At 59.0% G+C, this 17,209-nt stretch carries 20 protein-coding genes; 12 read left to right on the forward strand and 8 right to left on the reverse strand.

Features of this window, described 5'->3' with window-relative positions; translation table 11 throughout:
• Both WG29040_RS12505 and WG29040_RS12510 read right to left on the reverse strand, forming a co-directional pair.
• Positions 1-300: a YciI family protein gene (locus WG29040_RS12505; protein ID WP_003441750.1), complete on the reverse strand. Its 300-nt coding sequence runs from the start codon at positions 298-300 to the stop codon at positions 1-3.
• Between the two features lies 1 nt (position 301).
• Positions 302-904, reverse strand: a complete 603-nt coding sequence (locus WG29040_RS12510) for a septation protein A (RefSeq protein WP_003441752.1) — start codon at positions 902-904, stop codon at positions 302-304.
• Between the two features lie 84 nt (positions 905-988).
• On the opposite strand from WG29040_RS12510, the gene WG29040_RS12515 reads away from it, so the two are divergent.
• The 8 genes from WG29040_RS12515 to arfB all read left to right on the forward strand — a co-directional run bounded on the left by WG29040_RS12515 (position 989) and on the right by arfB (position 8,525).
• Positions 989-1,852, forward strand: coding sequence for a PHP domain-containing protein (locus WG29040_RS12515; RefSeq protein ID WP_003441754.1), 864 nt, complete (start codon positions 989-991; stop codon positions 1,850-1,852).
• 13 nt (positions 1,853-1,865) lie between these two features.
• Positions 1,866-2,495, forward strand: coding sequence for an L-threonylcarbamoyladenylate synthase (locus WG29040_RS12520; RefSeq protein ID WP_003441755.1), 630 nt, complete (start codon positions 1,866-1,868; stop codon positions 2,493-2,495).
• Positions 2,496-2,623: 128 nt separating this feature from the next.
• A complete protein-coding gene (locus WG29040_RS12525; protein WP_165878363.1) occupies positions 2,624-3,322 on the forward strand; it encodes a ScpA family protein in 699 nt (232 codons plus the stop codon).
• 12 nt (positions 3,323-3,334) lie between these two features.
• A complete protein-coding gene (gene scpB / locus WG29040_RS12530) occupies positions 3,335-4,309 on the forward strand; it encodes an SMC-Scp complex subunit ScpB (protein WP_127196227.1) in 975 nt (324 codons plus the stop codon).
• Between the two features lie 99 nt (positions 4,310-4,408).
• Positions 4,409-4,600, forward strand: a complete 192-nt coding sequence (locus tag WG29040_RS12535; RefSeq protein ID WP_003441761.1) for a DUF1289 domain-containing protein — start codon at positions 4,409-4,411, stop codon at positions 4,598-4,600.
• 145 nt (positions 4,601-4,745) lie between these two features.
• Complete coding sequence (rluB, locus tag WG29040_RS12540) at positions 4,746-5,942, forward strand: 23S rRNA pseudouridine(2605) synthase RluB (RefSeq protein WP_003441763.1); 1,197 nt, start codon at positions 4,746-4,748, stop codon at positions 5,940-5,942.
• A 660-nt stretch (positions 5,943-6,602) separates the two neighbouring features.
• Complete coding sequence (locus tag WG29040_RS12545) at positions 6,603-8,024, forward strand: amino acid permease (protein WP_127196228.1); 1,422 nt, start codon at positions 6,603-6,605, stop codon at positions 8,022-8,024.
• An 87-nt stretch (positions 8,025-8,111) separates the two neighbouring features.
• Entirely contained in the window at positions 8,112-8,525 is a 414-nt protein-coding gene (arfB, locus tag WG29040_RS12550; RefSeq protein ID WP_003441766.1) for an alternative ribosome rescue aminoacyl-tRNA hydrolase ArfB, read from the forward strand.
• Between the two features lie 35 nt (positions 8,526-8,560).
• On the opposite strand, the gene WG29040_RS12555 is transcribed toward arfB, so the two are convergent.
• The 6 genes from WG29040_RS12555 to phhA all read right to left on the reverse strand — a co-directional run bounded on the left by WG29040_RS12555 (position 8,561) and on the right by phhA (position 12,754).
• A complete protein-coding gene (locus tag WG29040_RS12555; RefSeq protein WP_010656449.1) occupies positions 8,561-9,748 on the reverse strand; it encodes an MFS transporter in 1,188 nt (395 codons plus the stop codon).
• A gap of 40 nt (positions 9,749-9,788) precedes the next feature.
• Positions 9,789-9,965 carry a hypothetical protein gene (locus tag WG29040_RS24325; RefSeq protein WP_003441776.1) on the reverse strand — a complete coding sequence of 59 codons (177 nt, stop codon included), beginning with the start codon at positions 9,963-9,965 and terminating at the stop codon, positions 9,789-9,791.
• An 84-nt stretch (positions 9,966-10,049) separates the two neighbouring features.
• Positions 10,050-10,181, reverse strand: coding sequence for a hypothetical protein (locus tag WG29040_RS24535; RefSeq protein ID WP_255401987.1), 132 nt, complete (start codon positions 10,179-10,181; stop codon positions 10,050-10,052).
• 171 nt (positions 10,182-10,352) lie between these two features.
• Positions 10,353-11,549, reverse strand: a complete 1,197-nt coding sequence (locus WG29040_RS12560) for an amino acid aminotransferase (protein ID WP_003441778.1) — start codon at positions 11,547-11,549, stop codon at positions 10,353-10,355.
• Positions 11,549-11,905, reverse strand: coding sequence for a 4a-hydroxytetrahydrobiopterin dehydratase (locus WG29040_RS12565; protein WP_003441779.1), 357 nt, complete (start codon positions 11,903-11,905; stop codon positions 11,549-11,551). The genes WG29040_RS12560 and WG29040_RS12565 overlap by 1 nt, the downstream gene beginning before the upstream one ends.
• 57 nt (positions 11,906-11,962) lie before the next feature.
• Positions 11,963-12,754, reverse strand: coding sequence for a phenylalanine 4-monooxygenase (phhA, locus tag WG29040_RS12570; protein WP_127196229.1), 792 nt, complete (start codon positions 12,752-12,754; stop codon positions 11,963-11,965).
• Positions 12,755-13,059: 305 nt separating this feature from the next.
• Here phhA and WG29040_RS12575 point away from each other — a divergent pair, with 305 nt between their 5' ends.
• The 4 genes from WG29040_RS12575 (at position 13,060) to flgH (ending at position 17,194) form a co-directional block, all read left to right on the forward strand.
• On the forward strand, positions 13,060-14,616 hold the full coding sequence (locus WG29040_RS12575; protein WP_003441784.1) for a sigma-54-dependent phenylalanine hydroxylase transcriptional regulator PhhR: 1,557 nt from the start codon (positions 13,060-13,062) through the stop codon (positions 14,614-14,616).
• Positions 14,617-14,903: 287 nt separating this feature from the next.
• On the forward strand, positions 14,904-15,644 hold the full coding sequence (locus WG29040_RS12580) for a flagellar basal body rod protein FlgF (protein ID WP_003441790.1): 741 nt from the start codon (positions 14,904-14,906) through the stop codon (positions 15,642-15,644).
• A 52-nt stretch (positions 15,645-15,696) separates the two neighbouring features.
• Complete coding sequence (gene flgG, locus WG29040_RS12585; protein WP_003441792.1) at positions 15,697-16,482, forward strand: flagellar basal-body rod protein FlgG; 786 nt, start codon at positions 15,697-15,699, stop codon at positions 16,480-16,482.
• A 16-nt stretch (positions 16,483-16,498) separates the two neighbouring features.
• Positions 16,499-17,194: a flagellar basal body L-ring protein FlgH gene (gene flgH / locus WG29040_RS12590; RefSeq protein ID WP_003441795.1), complete on the forward strand. Its 696-nt coding sequence runs from the start codon at positions 16,499-16,501 to the stop codon at positions 17,192-17,194.
• Positions 17,195-17,209: the final 15 nt, after the last annotated feature.

A 17,209-nucleotide genomic window follows, 5' to 3' on the forward strand; every position in this document is an offset into this window, starting at 1 on the left:
TTACGGCAGTACTTGCTTGAACGGCTTGACGATCACATTGGCATATACGCCGGCTGCGACGTAAGGATCCGCGTCGGCCCAGGCCTGGGCAGCGCTCAGGGAGTCGAACTGGGCCACGACCAGGCTGCCGCTGAAGCCGGCTGCGCCAGGGTCATTGTTGTCGATGGCCGGGTGCGGACCTGCCAGCACGATGCGGCCTGCATCCTTGAGTTGATTCAGGCGTTCAAGGTGGGCCGGACGTGCAGCCAGGCGGGCATCGAGCGAGTTGGCGACGTCGGTAGCAATAATTGCGTAGAGCATGTCAGTCCTCGGTTTTTGAGTTGGTCGGTGCAGGTTCGGTGTCATGCAGGTGACGCGACAGATAAACACCCTGGGCTATCAGGAACAGCACGGTCATGCCCAGGCTGCCGAACACCTTGAAGTCGACCCAGATGCTTTGATAGGTGAAGGCAACGAACAGGTTGGCAGCGCCACAGAACAGGAAGAATACGATCCAGGCCAGGTTCAGGCGGGTCCACACCGCATCGGGGAGGGTCAGTGCATGGCCCATGATGCGTTTGATCAACAGTTTGTCGCCGATAAAGTGGCTACCGGCAAATGCCAGTGCAAACAGCCAGTTTACGACTGGCGCTTTCCACTTGAGGAAGGTTTCGCTGTGGAAAGCCAGGGTCAGGCTACCGAACACCAGGCAGGCAATCAGGGTCAGCCATTGGCTCTTTTCGAGCTTGCGCTGCTTGATGAACAAAATGCCGTAAACCACCAGTGAACTGATGATCAGCATCGCCGTAGCGCTGTAGATACCGCCCACAGACAAGCTGTGTCCGGCGATTTCGACGATGCGAGGTTCGATTTTATAGACGATGAAAAACAGTAACAGCGGGATGAAGTCGATGAATTGTTTCACAGTGGCAGCCAGAAGCAGGATGTGGCGGCATAATAACAAACATCAATGACAGCGAAAGCGTCAGCTAGAGGTTATTAAATTCCCGTGGAAATTGACTTGCATTGCCATAGCACAGCTTCTGATGGCGCCCTGGCGCCGGCGGTACTGGTTGCGCGTGCGTTCGAGAAAGGTGTGCGAGTCCTGGCCCTGACCGATCACGATACACTTGAAGGTCTCGACGAAGCCCGCGAAGCGGCGCTGGCGTTGAACATGACGTTGATCAATGGCGTTGAATTGTCGTGCACCTGGGGTGGAGCGACGATTCATGTGCTGGGCTACGGCTTCGATGTCAATGCTCCGGCGCTGGTTGAGGCCATAGCCAGGCTCCACGATGGGCGCTGGCTTCGGGCGCAGGAGATCAGCCGCAAGCTTGAGCTCAAAGGCATGCCCGGAGCGCTTGAAGGTGCGCGAGCCATACAGCAGACCCTGGGCGACAGCGGCAATGCTCCGGCCCGCCCGCACTTTGCCGATTTCCTGGTTCAGGCCGGCTTCGTCAAGGATCGCGCCGAGGCGTTTCGCAAATGGCTGGGGGCCGGCAAGCTGGGTGACGTCAAACTGCACTGGCCGACCCTTGAAGACACGGTCGCCACCTTGCGCGCCGCCGGGGCCTGGGTCAGCCTGGCGCATCCTTCGCATTACGATTTCACCCGCAGCAAGCGCCGCCGGCTGATTGGCGACTATATTCAAGCCGGGGGTCACGCGATTGAAGTGGTCAACGGGCATCAGCCGGCCGAGCAGGTCGGCAGCCTGGCGATCCTGGCGCGTGAGTTCGGTCTGCTGGTCAGTGCCGGCAGTGATTTTCATGGCCCTGGAGGTTGGTCCGAGATCGGCGAATATCGCCCGATCCCCGAAGATTTGCCGCCACTTTGGCGTCGATTCAAATATGACCAGCCCGCTGCCAACGTCTGAACAGGGAAACTCTGTGAGCCAATTTTTCCAGATTCATCCGGAAAACCCGCAACCGCGGCTGATCAAACAGGCCGTTGAGATTATCAAAAAGGGCGGGGTGGTGATTTATCCCACCGATTCATCCTATGCCCTGGGCTGTCAGATGGGCGACAAGCACGCCATCGAGCGCATCAAGCGCCTGCGTAATCTGGACGACAAACACAACTTCACCCTGATGTGCTGCGATCTGTCGCAACTGGGTTTGTTTGCCAAGGTTGAAACCGGTGTGTTTCGGCTGCTCAAGGCCCATACACCGGGGCCCTACACCTTTATTCTGAACGCCACCCGTGACGTTCCGCGGCTGCTGCTGCACCCCAAGCGCCGGACTATTGGCGTGCGGGTGCCCAGTCATCCGATTGCCCTGGCGCTGCTTGAGGAGCTGCGGGAGCCGCTAATGAGCGTGACCCTGATCCTGCCGGGTGAAAAAGAGCCAATGGAAGATCCGTACGAAATTCGCGATGCCCTGGAGAAGCAGGTCGACCTGATCATCGATGGCGGATTCGGCGGCAATAAAGCCTCGACCGTGATCAGCCTGATCGACCTCGAACCTGAAGTGGTACGCGTGGGTTGCGGCGATCCGACGCCGTTTATGGTCGAGGCCTGATGTCTGACGTCGAAACCATAGAAGGCGTTGATGCCCAGGCCGGTGCCCAGCAGGAATTGCCGTTTGCCATGGTATATGGCCAGGCCGTCATCGAAATGCCGCTGGACCTGTACATTCCGCCGGATGCCCTGGAGGTGTTTCTCGACGCCTTTGAAGGCCCTCTCGACTTGCTGCTGTACCTGATCCGCAAGCAGAACATCAACATTCTCGATATCCCGGTGGCGGAAATTACCCGCCAGTACATGGGCTATGTCGAGCTGATGAAAACCGTGCGCCTGGAGCTGGCTGCCGAATACCTGGTCATGGCTGCCATGCTGGCCGAGATCAAGTCGCGCATGCTCCTGCCGCGCTCGGCCGAGATCGAGGAGGACGAGGGCGATCCCCGGGCCGAATTGATCCGTCGTTTGCAGCAGTACGAGCGGTTCAAGGCGGCGGCTGAGGGGCTGGATGGGTTGAGCCGGGTAGGGCGCGATGTGATTGTGCCCAGGCTCGATGCGCCCGAAGCCCGGGCGCGCAAGCTGGTGCCCGATGTAGCGCTGGAAGAGTTGCTGATGTCGATGGCCGAAGTTTTGCGCCGTACTGACATGTTTGAAAATCACCAGGTCAGCCGCGAAGCCCTGTCGACCCGGGAGCGGATGAGCGATGTGCTGGAACGCCTCAAAGGCGGCGGCTTTGTACCCTTTGTCGAACTCTTCACCGCCGAAGAGGGCCGTCTGGGTGTGGTTGTAACCTTTATGGCCATTCTTGAACTGGTCAAAGAGTCGCTGGTCGAGTTGGTACAGAATGAACCCTTTGCGGCAATCCATGTGCGGGCGAGAGCCGAATAAAGAGCTGAAACCATGAATTTGACTGAACCCCGCGAGCTGGCGCCCTTGCTCGAGGCCTTTTTGTTGGCCTCGGGAAAACCGCAAAGCCTTGAGCGGTTGTTTGAACTGTTTGAAGAGGGTGAGCGTCCCGAGCCGCCCGTGTTCAAAAAAGCCCTGGAATTGTTGCGCAAGTCCTGCGACGGACGGGCTTTTGAACTCAAGGAAGTAGCGTCGGGCTACCGCCTGCAGATACGCGAGAAGTTTTCACCCTGGGTCGGGCGCCTGTGGGAAGAGCGTCCGCAGCGCTATTCGCGGGCCATGCTCGAAACCATGGCGCTGATTGCCTATCGTCAGCCGATCACCCGCGGCGAAATCGAAGATGTGCGTGGCGTGGCGGTTAACAGCCATATCGTCAAAACCTTGCTTGAGCGTGAATGGATCCGTGTAGTGGGCTACCGGGACGTGCCGGGTAAACCTGCCATGTTCGCCACCACCAAAGGCTTTCTCGATCACTTTAACCTGCGCAACCTCGACGACTTGCCGCCCCTGGCCGAGTTGCGCGAGCTGGAACCGGACCCGATCCTCGACTTCGATGACGCCCCGGTGCCGGCCCACCTGCAGGCCCTGGCCGATGAAAGTGCCGAGCCCGAAGAGCCCAAGGATGAGACCAGCTTCCGTACCTTGCTGGTGGAACTGGACACCATGGAGGAGGGTCTTAAAACCGACTTTGATGACCTGCTTCGCGATGGCGCTCCTGTCGAAGAAGCCCTGGTTGCAGTTGAAGTGTTTGAATCAAGTCCGGAGCCGGAGCCGGAGCCGGAGCCGGAGCCGGAGCCAGAGCCAGAGCTAGAGCCAGAGCCAAGACTTAGCGCTGCCGAGTTGGCGCGTGAACGGTTGCGCGCAGCCGTGGCGGCACTGGAAGCGCGGTCAACCCTGAGCGAGGAAGAGCTCGAGGCCCGGGCCTTGGCCGAAGCCATCGAACAAGAACGCCGCGAACAGGAAGACTGACGCCCCCTCTGCAGGAGCGAGCTTGCCTCGCGATCTTTCGAGCTTTTAAAAGATCGCGAGGCAAGCTCGCTCTTGCAGGGCCAATCACGAGGACTTTGCATGAGTTCAACCAAAGACCCCTGCATCGATATTTGTAAGTTCAACGACGATATCTGTATCGGCTGCGGTCGCACCAAGCGTGAAATCAGGGCCTGGAAGAAGCTCGACAAGGAAGACAAGCGCATCGTGCTGGCCGAGTCGGCCTTGCGATTGCTGGCCCTGGACGCCACCGGTCGGCGGAAAAAGAAGTAAGTCTTGCAGTTCATGACTAGGCTTTGATGCGTTATGCGCCACATCAGCGTATGATTCGCGACCCTCAAACGCTCGCTCGAGCTGAGAGACCCCATTTTCAACACCTCAGCTATATGCCTGAGTTGACACACCGGGAGGTGCCCAGATGAGTGATCTAGACCCTAAAGACAGCCAGGAAATTGGCCCAGCAGGCGAAAAACTGCAAAAAGTTCTCGCCCGTATTGGCGTGGGTTCGCGTCGCGACGTAGAGAGTTGGATCAGCCAGGGCCGGATCAAGGTCAATGGCAAGGATGCAACCCTGGGTCTGCGCGTAGACCTGCATGACGCCATTTCCATTGATGGCAAAGTGATCAAGCGTGAAGAGGCAGCCGAATCGGTTCGCCGCGTGATCATGTACAACAAACCCGACGGCGAAATCTGCACCCGTGACGACCCTGAAGGCCGTCCGACCGTGTTTGACAAACTGCCGCGTCCAAAAGAAGGCCGCTGGATCAACATCGGTCGACTGGACATCAACACCACCGGCTTGCTGATGTTCACCACCGACGGTGAGCTGGCTAACCGCCTGATGCACCCTTCCTACGAGATGGACCGTGAATACGCGGTACGTGTACGTGGCGAAGTGGATGACGAGATGATCGAGCGCCTCAAGGCCGGCGTTGTGCTGGAAGACGGCCCGGCGCGTTTCACCGACATCAAGCAGGCTCCGGGCGGCGAAGGCTTCAACCATTGGTACCACTGCGTAGTGATGGAAGGTCGTAACCGTGAAGTGCGTCGTCTGTGGGAATCCCAGGGTCTGGTGGTCAGCCGCCTGAAGCGCGTGCGTTTCGGTCCGGTGTTTCTCAACTCCGACCTGCCGATGGGTCGCTGGCGCGAAATGAGCCAGTTCGAGGTTGATATCCTCAGTGCTGAAGTCGGCCTCACGCCGGTTGCCATGCCGCAGATGAACGCCAAGAGCAAAGACAAACTTGAGCGTATGCAGCGTAAATCGTCGCGCCCTGTGGCCCGTACCGATCGCGTTGCCCGTACCCTGCGTCCGGCCGAAGGTGCGCCACTGGCTCCGCGTCCAGCACGCCAGCCGCACATCGAAGGCGAGCGCCCGGCGCGTCCGGCCCGTGATGAAGCAGCCCGTCCGGCCCGCAAGCCGGCCGGTCGTACCGATCGTGTACCTGCGGGTCGCGGCGCGCCGGTTGCAGAGCGTCCGAGCGAAGTGAACAAGCGTTCGCCCAAGCCAACCCGTTCGGGCCCCAAGCTGGTCGACGATGCACCGTCGGGCAAGCGCCGTGGCGCACCGGCAGGTTCGGGTCAGCGCCCGGGCTTCGGTCGTCGCAAGCCGCAATAAGCGTTAACCTGTAACGCGGTACAAAAAACGCCAACCCTTCGGGGGTGGCGTTTTTTTATGCCTGCAATTAACCGCGGATGCTGCAGCAGCGAGCTTGTCGAGCAATCTTTTGATTTTTGCAATCGCGAGGCAGGATGCTCCTGCAGATAATGGTTTTAAAATGGAAAGATTTCGTTACGGGTCGTAAAGTGAATGCTACGAAATCAATGGCTTATGGGCGAATTACTTCTGAAAATGGCTTGGTGTAACGAAAATTTTCCGTAAAAAGCACCGTTCGCCGCATTTCCGGCAAAAAACCAGCTTGTTTAGTGTTGCCAACAGCGGTGTGATGGGATCTTGCCTACGTGCGGGTGTACAATGCGCCGCGTTTTAACTGTGACCCAATTGCGTACCCGCGCATTTTGCGCCACATCGACGATATGCCGATGGGCCAAAACTTCGAGGCTAACCCGCCTTGTTAACTCCGCAATGCCACAAGCGTTGCGGGTTCGATTCCGTCACAGATAAAAACAAACAGGTGACGCATGACTCGTGAAACAACCTTGGATTCCTGGCGTCTGCGCTGGGGTTTGATTTGTGTTGTAGACCTTTCGATCACTGCCTCTGGTGCTCAAGTTACAACGCACTGAATCACATCAAACCTTGTGTGGGACCCTTTCAATGAGTGGACAAACCTCGCATTCGGGCGAGCTTAAACGCGGCCTGAAAAATCGTCATATCCAGCTGATTGCCCTTGGTGGCGCGATTGGTACCGGCCTGTTTCTCGGTTCTGCCGGGGTACTGAAATCGGCCGGCCCGTCAATGATTCTGGGTTATGCGATCTGCGGCTTTATTGCCTTTATGATCATGCGCCAGCTGGGCGAAATGATCGTCGAAGAACCGGTAGCCGGCTCTTTCAGCCACTTTGCCCATAAATACTGGGGCGGCTTTGCCGGCTTCATGTCGGGCTGGAACTGCTGGGTGCTGTATATCCTGGTGGGCATGTCGGAGCTGACAGCTGTCGGTAAATACGTGCACTACTGGTGGCCCGAGATCCCGACCTGGGCTTCGGCAGCAGCCTTCTTTGTCCTGATCAACGCGATCAACCTGACCAACGTCAAAGTATTTGGCGAGGCCGAGTTCTGGTTCGCAATCATCAAGGTGGTGGCCATTGTCGGCATGATCGCCCTGGGCAGCTATTTGCTGGTCAGCGGCAGCGGTGGCCCCCAGGCATCGGTGAACAACCTGTGGGAGCACGGCGGGTTCTTCCCCCATGGCATCACCGGTCTGGTAATGGCCATGGCCTTTATCATGTTCTCCTTCGGCGGCCTGGAAATGCTCGGCTTTACCGCAGCAGAAGCCGACAAACCGCGTACCGTAATCCCCAAGGCGATCAATCAGGTGATCTACCGCATCCTGATTTTCTACATCGGTGCTCTGGTGGTTCTGTTGTCCCTGACCCCGTGGGATTCGTTGCTGGAAACCCTGAATGCCGGTGGCGACAGCTACAGCAGCAGCCCGTTCGTGCAGGTGTTCTCGATGCTGGGCAGCAACACCGCTGCACACATCCTCAACTTCGTGGTCCTGACCGCTGCATTGTCGGTGTACAACAGCGGCACCTACTGCAACAGCCGGATGTTGCTGGGTATGGCGCAGCAGGGTGATGCACCTAAAGTGCTGTCAAAAATCGACAAGCGCGGCGTGCCGGTCAACTCGATTCTGGCTTCGGCTGCGGTGACGGTAATTGCGGTTCTGCTCAACTACCTGATGCCCCACGATGCGCTGGAACTGCTGATGTCGCTGGTAGTGGCCACGCTGGTGATCAACTGGGCGATGATCAGCTTCTCGCACTTCAAGTTCCGCCAGCACATGGACAATACCGCGCAAACGCCGCTGTTCAAGGCGCTGTGGTATCCATACGGCAACTACCTCTGCCTGGCATTCGTGGCGTTCATTCTGGTGATCATGTTGCTGATCCCCGGCATTCGCGTGTCGGTGTATGCGATTCCGGTGTGGGTAGCCTTCATGTGGCTGTGTTACCTGATCAAGAACAAGCGCGCGCTGCAGGCATCGGCAGCAGCTTGCAGCCCGGCTGCCAAGTAAGCTGAGTGATAAACCCAAACCCGGCCATTGCGCCGGGTTTTTGGTTTGTGGGGTATCCTGCAAGCCCTGAAGACGGACCCATTTTTGATGCTGGTGATTTCCAACAACGTTCATATTCCCGATAACGAGATCGAGCTGACAGCCATTCGTGCTCAAGGCGCAGGCGGGCAGAACGTCAATAAAGTCTCAAGCGCGATGCACTTGCGCTTCGACATAGCCAACTCGTCCTTGCCGCCGTTTTATAAAGAACGGCTGCTGGCGCTGCGTGACAGCCGCATTACCAGCGATGGCGTGCTGATCCTCAAGGCACAGCAATATCGCACTCAGGAGCAGAACCGGGCGGATGCCCTGGAGCGCTTGGCAGAATTGATCATCAGCGCCACCAAGGTCGAGAAAAAACGCCGCCCGACCAAGCCGACCTTAGGCTCGAAAAAGCGGCGGCTGGAGTCCAAGACCAAGCGTGGCAGCATCAAGGCCGGGCGGGGCAAGGTGGATTTCTGAACCCGTCACTTCTATCGCTTGAGCTGCTGCAACCTTTACGCAGGCCTTAAGCGCTTGGCCTGACGGTACAAGTAAACACTCAGTAACAGCCCGCCAAACGCCGCCATTGCCGCGAACAGAAAGATCGAGGCAAAGCCAAAGCCTGCGGCTACAGCGCCGACCAGTGGCCCGGTAATGCCCAGTGACAGGTCAATAAACAGTGAGTAAGCACCCACCGCCGCCCCGCGGCTGGAGGCTGGCACCAGATTCACGGCTTCAACCCCCAGTGCCGGGAATACCAGCGAGAAGCCGAAACCGCTGAGTGCCGCGCCGGCCAGTGCCAGCTCGGGGCTGGGTGCCAGCCACAGCAGCAATAGGCCCAGGGTTTCGACGCTCAAGCAGGCAATTGCCACCCGAAAGCCGCCGATACGGTTGATCAGGTTGCCGAACAGCAGTCGGGCGCCGATAAAGCTGGCCCCGAACAGACTCAGGCACAGTACGGCGTTTTCCCACTGGTTGGTGGCGTAGTACAGGGTGATAAAGGTGGCGATGGTGCCGAATCCTATCGAACCCAGCGCCAGGCCTGCGCCGTGGGGCAGTACCCGGCCCAGGACATGCAGGAACGGCAGGCGCACGCCGCTGACAATGGGCGCGGCGCGTTTCGGCCAGGCCAGCAGCAGGCCAACTATGGCCAGGGCAATAATGCTCGCGCCCATGCTCCACATACCCCAATGGCTGACCATCAGCACGCCCAGCGGTGCACCTATGGCAATGGCGCCATAACTGGCGATGCCATTCCAGGAAATCACCTTGGCCGTGTTTTGTGCGCCGACCCGGCCAATGCCCCAGCCGATGGCCCCTGAGCCGACCAGGCTTTCAGCACTGCCCAGCACCAGCCGGCCGATCAGCAGGCAGGTCAGGCTCAGGGCCGGCATGGCCGCCGTCCACGTGGATGCCAGCATCAATACACCGCTCAGGCCGCAGCCGGCCAGGCCATACATGACGGCGCGTTTACTGCCGCGATTATCGATGATGCGGCTGGCATAAGGACGGCTCAGCAGCGTGGCCAGATATTGCACGCTGATCACCAGTCCGGCGATGACTGTGCCGTAGCCCAGGTGGTTGTGTACGTATCCGGGCAATACAGCCAGCGGAATGCCGATATTCATATAGCCGATAAAGGTAAACAGAACGATGGAAACCACTTGTAGCGTGATCGCCATTGGACGCTGTGTTTCAGGCATGGGGTAGGGGTCCTGCGGGGTGCGGTTGGGTGCAGATTGATTATAGCGGCGCAACCAGTTGTGTCGCGATCAGGGCGGCCAGGGCGTTTTCCTTGGTGCCAAAACGTTTGAGCAAGGTGGCTTGCTTCTCTGGTGTGAGGCGCTCCCAAAGGACGATCATTTTCTCGGCGGTGCCGATCAAAACGCTGGCTTGGGTTTCGCTGAAGGTATCGGTCACGCTGTAATCCTGGGAGGGGGGTGAAGCGATTGTGTCAGGCGCTGTGAAAAAACCAATGCTTTTTCACACCGCCTGATGAAGCCGTCAGTCTTCGCTGTCGGCCATGAGGCTTTCAGGGGCCTCTTCCAGTGCGGGGTTTTCGCCACTGGTGTGTTCCGGGATTGGCTGCTGAGCTTCTTGCAGGCTTGGGAAGGGGAGGTTTGGGATTTCGTGCATCGTCGCGCTCCTCGCAAGGTGTGTTTTAAGTAGCTTGCTAAGGATACAGGAGGGAGTGTGACAATTTGTCTTTTTCTTGGGTCTGGCGGGGATTATGTCGAACTTTTCATGTTTTCGTTGTCGCAACCAGAGCCTGCAGGAGCGAGCTTGCTCCTGCAGGTTGTGGCGGGACTAGCGGGTACACACCTGCGCGATGGCCTTGGCCAGCAGGCTCAGGCGTGTGCCATCGACCCCGGCCATATTGGCCCGCCCGGAGCCGACCATGTACACGCTGTGCTTTTCACGCAGCAACTGCACTTGCCCGGCAGTCAGGCCGGTGTAAGAGAACATCCCGCGTTGCTGGTTGATATGGGCAAAGTGCTCGGCCAGCCCGAACGGTGTCAACGCCTCAACCAGCCCGCTGCGCAACTGCGCGATACGGCTGCGCATGGCCTCAACTTCCCCGGCCCACTCTTGTTTGAGCTGGGAATCACCGAGAATGGTCGCGACTACGGCCGCGCCATGATCCGGCGGGTTGGACCAAAGATTACGCGCCAGGTAAGCCAGCTGGCTGCGGATGTCAGTCAGCTTTTCGGCGTCGTTGGCGCATACGATCAAGGCACCTACCCGTTCGCGATACAGGCCGAAGTTCTTCGAGCAGGAGCTGGTGATCAGCACTTCCGGCAGCTCCCGGGCGAACAGGCGGGTGGACCATGCATCCTCTTCCAGTCCGTCGCCGAAGCCCTGATAGGCAAAGTCGATCAGTGGCAGCAGTTCGCGGCGGCGCACGACCTCCAGCACTTGCAGCCAGTCAGCCCGGGACAGGTCAAAACCGGTCGGGTTGTGGCAGCAGGCGTGCAGCAGCACCACGTCGCCCTTGGGCGCCTGCTCAAGAGCGGCAAGCATGGCGCCAACATCGAGTGTGTTGTCACTGCCCACATAGGGGTAGTGGCTGATTTTCAGGCCCGCGGCGGCGAAGATGGTTTCGTGAATCGGCCAGGTCGGATCGCTCAGCCAGATTCCGCGGCCCGGCAGGCACTGCGCGATAAAGTCTGCGCTCAGGCGCAGGGCACCGGTGCCACCTGGGGTCTGGGTTGCACCGGCACGGCTGGCTGCCAGCAAGGAGGAGTCGGCACCCAGCACCAGCTCACTGATCAATTGGCCAAAACGGCTGTCACCGTGGCCGCCGATATAGGTTTTGGTCTGCTGCTGATCCACCAGGCGCTGTTCCGCCTTCTTCACCGACTGCAAGATCGGCGTCAGGCCATTGGCGTCTTTATAGACCCCCACGCCCAGGTCGAACTTGTTCGGGTTGGGGTCCTGGTTGTAAGCGTCCATCAACCCGAGAATCGGGTCGCCAGGGACCCGTCCAATGGCTGCGAAGTGCATTACTTGCGACCCTCAGCGGTTTTCGCCACTTCGTCGGTGCGTGCGGCCATGATGAAGTCGTTGCGGTGCAGGCCTTTGATCGAGTGGCTCCACCAGGTCACGGTCACTTTGCCCCACTCGGTGAGCAGGCCCGGGTGATGGCCTTCAGCTTCGGAGATTTCACCGACGGCATTGGTAAAGGCCAGGGCGAACTTGAAGTTTTTGAACAGGAAAACCTTTTCCAGTTGCATGACGCCGTCGCGAACTTCGATGTTCCAGTCCGGGATCTGTTTGATCAGGATCGGCAACTCTTCATCGCTGACCTGTGGAGCATCGGCGCGGCAGGCTTCGCAGTGGGCTTGGTTCAGTGTGTTCATGGTGTATTCCTGAAGTCAGTTGTTCTTCTTGTGGAAAAAAATGTTCAAAAAGACCGGTCAAGCCGCTTTCGGCTTGGGCGCGAACTTGGGCGCGTGCAGGCCCATGGTCATGCCTTTTTCGACCATGCCCATGATGTCCTCGTGGGCCAGATCAAACAGCCGCTTCAAGTCCGGCAGGACAAAATACAGCGGCTGCAGAATGTCGATGCGATACGGCGTGCGCATGGCTTCCAGCGGGTCGAAGGCCTGATGTTCAGGCTCTGCCGACAGGCTGTAAACCGTTTCTTTGGGTGACGAGAGAATCCCGCCGCCGTAAATGCGCTTGCCTTGCGGGGTGTCGACCAGCCCGAACTCGATGGTCATCCAGTACAGGCGGGCCAGATACACGCGCTGCTCCTTGGATGCCTGCAGGCCGAGTTTGCCGTAGGTGTGGGTGAATTCGGCGAACCAGGGGTTGGTCAGCAGCGGGCAGTGACCAAAAATCTCGTGGAAAATATCGGGTTCTTGCAGGTAATCCAGCTCTTCCGGGGTGCGAATAAAGGTCGCTACCGGGAATTGCTTGTTGGCGAGCAATTCAAAGAAGGTCTGGAACGGAATCAGCGCGGGAACGCGGGCAACTTGCCAGCCAGTGGTGGCGCCCAATACCTGATTGATTTCGCTTAATTGCGGGATGCGATCGTGGGGCAGGCCGAGTTTTTCGATGCCTTCCATGTATTCGGGGCAGGCGCGGCCTTCCAGCAGTTTCAGCTGGCGGGTAATCAAGGTATTCCACACCCCGTGTTCTTCGGGTGTGTAGTCGATAAAGCCGTTGGCATCCGGCTCGCGGGCGACGTATTTCGTTTGCTTCATGGGGCTCTCCGCAATGAAATCGTTTTTATTATTCGGGTTGTTGCGATGCCTTAGTGATACCCCAATTGAGTGCGTCATGCCCCTAGCCTTGAGCCAGTATTACTGGGATGATGCGGCTTATTCGTAAAGTTTTCGTTACGCTTGTATGGTTGGGCCGTCACTCTTGAGTGTGTGACGGCTAAACTGTCAAATAATCGTGACGCTGAAATGCCCGATTTTCAAATTTCTGCACCTGTGGCAGCCGGGTTATCGGCTCCCACCCTTGTTTATTGTCCCAGCCACGCTATTTTTCCCGAGCCTGCCCCATGCGTATCAAAGTCCACTGCCAAAACCGGATTGGCATCCTTCGCGACATTCTTAACCTGCTGGTTGCCTACGGCATTAACGTCAAGCGCGGGGAGGTCGGTGGCGATCAGGGCAACGCGATCTATTTGTACTGTCCGAACTTGATCAATCTGCAGTTCCAGGCCCTGCGTCCTAAGTTTGAAACCATTGCCGGGGTCTTCGGGGTCAAGCGGGTGGGTTTGATGCCCAGCGAGCGTCGGCATATGGAACTCAACGCCTTGCTCGGGGCCCTGGAGTTTCCGGTGCTGTCCATCGACATGGGGGGCTGCATTGTGGCGGCCAACCGTGCCGCCGCGCAGTTGCTCGGGGTCCGGGTGGATGAAGTTCCGGGGATTGCCCTGTCGCGCTATGCCGAAGACTTTGACTTGCCCGAGCTGGTACGCGCCAACAAGTCGCGGATCAACGGCCTGCGGGTCAAGATCAAGGGCGACGTGTTTCTGGCCGACATCGCCCCGTTGCAACTGGAGCACGATGAAAGCGAGGCCATGGCCGGGGCGGTTCTGACCCTGCATCGCGCGGACCGGGTGGGCGAGCAGATCTACAACGTGCGCAAACAGGAGCTGCGTGGCTTCGACAGCATCTTCCAAAGCTCGAAAGTCATGGCTGCGGTAGTCCGCGAGGCCCGGCGCATGGCACCCCTCGACGCTCCTCTATTAATAGAAGGTGAAACCGGCACCGGCAAGGAGCTGCTGGCCCGTGCCTGTCACCTGGCCAGCCCGCGGGGACAGTCGCCGCTGATGGCACTCAACTGTGCCGGTCTGCCCGAATCGATGGCCGAAACCGAATTGTTCGGTTACGGCCCCGGGGCCTTTGAGGGCGCGCGGGCGGAAGGCAAGCTCGGTCTGCTGGAACTGACCTCGGGCGGTACGTTGTTTCTCGATGGCGTAGGGGAAATGAGCCCGCGCCTGCAGGTCAAATTACTGCGTTTCTTGCAGGATGGCTGCTTTCGGCGTGTCGGCAGTGATGAAGAGGTGTACCTCGATGTGCGGGTGATGTGCGCCACCCAGGTCGACTTGTCCGAGCTGTGTGCCCGGGGCGAGTTCCGCCAGGACCTTTATCACCGGCTCAATGTGTTGTCGCTGCATATCCCCCCGTTGCGTGATTGCCTGGACGGTCTGGAGCCTTTGGTCGAGCATTTCCTGGATCAGGCCAGCCGGCAAATCGGTTGCCCGTTGCCGCGCCTGGCACCTGCGGCCATGGCGCGGTTGAGCCACTACCACTGGCCGGGTAACGTCCGGCAGCTGGAAAACGTGCTGTTTCAGGCGGTTTCGTTGTGCGATGGCGGCATGGTCAAGGCCGAGCATATCCGCCTGCCGGACTACGGCGTGCGCCAGCCGTTGGGGGAGTTTTCCCTGGAAGGCGGGTTGGAACAGATTGTCGGACGTTTCGAGAAGTCAGTGCTGGAGCAGCTGTATTCCGAATATCCAAGCAGCAGGTTGCTGGGCAAGCGCCTGGGGGTTTCCCACACCACCATCGCCAACAAGCTGCGTGAGCACGACATTATCAAGCCGGCCTAGGCCCAATCGCCGGCAAGCCGGCTGCCGCAGGGTGAGTGTGTATTTCACTCGCCCTGCAGGCGCGAGCTCTTGATTGCCGCGTCCGATGGCACAGGCCATGCCTTGCCGCTACCGGCACAATAGCGCCGTTTTTACGTCTTCAACCTGTGCTTGCATCTCCCCCCGACCCGTCTTCAGGCCCCGCAGCGCGGCCATTGGCACCGTCAAAAAAAAGTTGGTGCGCAAATTGCTAGATGCTCTGCAGTACAGCGGTGGGCGGCAAGCGTCCGTCAGACAGAGGAAAGACTGTGGACAAGTACCTTTATGTGGCAATGACCGGCGCCAGCCAGAACGCACTGGCGCAAAAGGCTCATGCCAACAATCTGGCGAACATCTCGACCAACGGCTTTCAGCGAGACCTGGAACAGGCCCGCTCGATGCCGGTGTTCGGTGACAGCTTTCCAGCACGTGCCTTTGCCTTGACCGAGCGCCCGGCCACTGACTTCACCCCCGGGGCCATGATTGAAACCGGGCGCGATCTGGATGTGGCCGTGGCCGGTGATGGCTGGATGGCCGTGCAGTCTCCCGACGGCAGTGAAGCCTATGTGCGTACCGCGAGCATGAATGTGGATGCCCTGGGCATTCTGCGTGCTGGCAATGGTATGCCGGTGATGGGCAACGGCGGGCCGATTGCCGTGCCGCCCGAGCAAAAAATCGAAGTCGGTGAAGACGGCACCATCTCCATCCGCGCCATGGGCGAAGGCCCGCGGGTGATGGCGCAAGTGGACCGCATCAAGCTGGTTCAGCCGGACCTGAAAACCATGAGCAAGGGGCTGGACGGCATGATCCACACCAACGACGGCCAGCCGGCCCAGGCCGACGCCAACGTGCGCGTGGTCTCGGGGTTTCTGGAGGCGAGCAACGTCAATGCCGTCGACGAGATGACCTCGGTGCTGGCGCTGTCCAAGCAGTTCGAACTGCATATCAAAATGATGAACACCGCCAAAGAAGACGACCAGGCCATGACTCGCGTCCTGGCGATGAGCTAACTCGGCCTATTACTTAAACGTGTCGCCCTGACCGGCGCGCGAGGAGAGCACCATGCTTCCGGCACTGTGGGTTGCAAAAACAGGTTTGGCTGCACAAGACACCAACCTGACCACCATTTCCAACAACCTGGCCAACGTCTCGACCACCGGTTTCAAGCGTGATCGTGCCGAGTTTCAGGACTTGCTGTACCAGATCAAACGCCAGCCCGGCGCCCAGTCGACCCAGGACAGCGAACTGCCGTCGGGCCTGCAGGTCGGCACCGGGGTGCGCATTGTCGGCACGCAAAAGAACTTCTCGGCCGGCAGCTTGCAAACCACCGACCAGCCGCTGGACATGGCGATCAATGGCCGCGGCTTTTTCCAGATCATGCAGCCGGACGGCACCACGGCCTACAGCCGCGACGGTACCTTTCACCTGGATTCCAACGGCCAGATCGTCACCGCCAGCGGTTTTGCCCTGGAACCGGCAATTGTGGTGCCGGCCGATGCCCAGACTTTTACGGTCGGGCAGGATGGCACCGTGTCAGTAACGATTGCCGGCAACCCGGCCGCACAAGTGATAGGTAACGTGCAGACCGCCGACTTCATCAACCCGGCCGGTTTGCAGTCCCAGGGCGGCAACCTGTTCCTGGAAACCGCGTCCAGCGGCGCACCGCAGATCGGTACCCCGGGCCTCAACGGTTTTGGCACCACGATGCAAAGCACCCTGGAAACCTCGAACGTCAGCACCGTGGAAGAAATGGTCAACATGATCACCACCCAGCGCGCTTACGAGATGAACTCCAAAGTGATTTCCACCGCCGACCAGATGCTGTCGTTTGTCACGCAAAATCTGTAAGTACGCAGGAGCCGTCATGAAACCTTTTTGTTCTGTTCTGGCCTTGGCCGGCGTCACCTTTCTGGCGGGGTGCGTCAGCCCGCCACCACGGCCCAACGACCCCTATTACGCACCTGTCCTGCCGCGTACACCGCTGCCGGCAGCGGCCAATAACGGCTCGATTTACCAGGCTGGCTTTGAACAGAACCTGTACAGCGACCGCAAGGCGTTTCGCATTGGTGACATCATCACCATCACCCTGAACGAAAAAACTCAGGCGAGCAAAAACGCCAACTCGGCGATCGGTAAAAACAGCAATACCAGCATCGGCCTGACCTCGTTGTTTGGCGGCGGCCTGACCACCAACAACCCGCTGGGCGGTGGCGATCTGAGCCTCGATGCCGGCTACAGCGGCAGCCGCGCGACCAAGGGTGACAGCAAGGCCGGGCAGGGCAACAGCCTCACCGGCTCGATCACCGTGACCGTGGCCGATGTATTGCCCAACGGCATCATCGCGGTACGTGGCGAGAAATGGATGACGCTGAACACCGGTGACGAACTGGTACGGATTGCCGGCCTGGTCCGCGCCGATGACATCAGCACCGATAACACCGTGTCCTCGACCCGGGTGGCTGATGCGCGCATTACCTACTCGGGCACCGGCTCGTTTGCCGATGCCAGTCAGCCGGGCTGGTTTGACCGCTTCTTCCTTAGCCCGCTGTTTCCTTTCTAATAAAGAGTCCATTTA

It is taken from the genome of Pseudomonas sp. PAMC 29040, from assembly GCF_003994535.1.
In the GTDB taxonomy this organism is placed as follows: domain Bacteria; phylum Pseudomonadota; class Gammaproteobacteria; order Pseudomonadales; family Pseudomonadaceae; genus Aquipseudomonas; species Aquipseudomonas paraversuta.

Excerpts from the sequence above, each read along its gene's own strand:
- flgG (WP_003441792.1), top strand. The coding sequence starts at position 15,697 with ATGCTTCCGGCACTGTGGGTTGCAAAAACAGGTTTGGCTGCACAAGAC.
- WG29040_RS12560 (WP_003441778.1), bottom strand. The coding sequence starts at position 11,549 with ATGCACTTCGCAGCCATTGGACGGGTCCCTGGCGACCCGATTCTCGGG.
- phhA (WP_127196229.1), bottom strand. The coding sequence starts at position 12,754 with ATGAAGCAAACGAAATACGTCGCCCGCGAGCCGGATGCCAACGGCTTT.
- WG29040_RS12565 (WP_003441779.1), bottom strand. The coding sequence starts at position 11,905 with ATGAACACACTGAACCAAGCCCACTGCGAAGCCTGCCGCGCCGATGCT.
- WG29040_RS12545 (WP_127196228.1), top strand. The coding sequence starts at position 6,603 with ATGAGTGGACAAACCTCGCATTCGGGCGAGCTTAAACGCGGCCTGAAA.
- WG29040_RS24535 (WP_255401987.1), bottom strand. The coding sequence starts at position 10,181 with ATGCACGAAATCCCAAACCTCCCCTTCCCAAGCCTGCAAGAAGCTCAG.
- flgH (WP_003441795.1), top strand. The coding sequence starts at position 16,499 with ATGAAACCTTTTTGTTCTGTTCTGGCCTTGGCCGGCGTCACCTTTCTG.
- WG29040_RS12505 (WP_003441750.1), bottom strand. The coding sequence starts at position 300 with ATGCTCTACGCAATTATTGCTACCGACGTCGCCAACTCGCTCGATGCC.
- rluB (WP_003441763.1), top strand. The coding sequence starts at position 4,746 with ATGAGTGATCTAGACCCTAAAGACAGCCAGGAAATTGGCCCAGCAGGC.
- WG29040_RS12555 (WP_010656449.1), bottom strand. The coding sequence starts at position 9,748 with ATGCCTGAAACACAGCGTCCAATGGCGATCACGCTACAAGTGGTTTCC.
- scpB (WP_127196227.1), top strand. The coding sequence starts at position 3,335 with ATGAATTTGACTGAACCCCGCGAGCTGGCGCCCTTGCTCGAGGCCTTT.
- WG29040_RS12575 (WP_003441784.1), top strand. The coding sequence starts at position 13,060 with ATGCGTATCAAAGTCCACTGCCAAAACCGGATTGGCATCCTTCGCGAC.
- WG29040_RS12535 (WP_003441761.1), top strand. The coding sequence starts at position 4,409 with ATGAGTTCAACCAAAGACCCCTGCATCGATATTTGTAAGTTCAACGAC.
- arfB (WP_003441766.1), top strand. The coding sequence starts at position 8,112 with ATGCTGGTGATTTCCAACAACGTTCATATTCCCGATAACGAGATCGAG.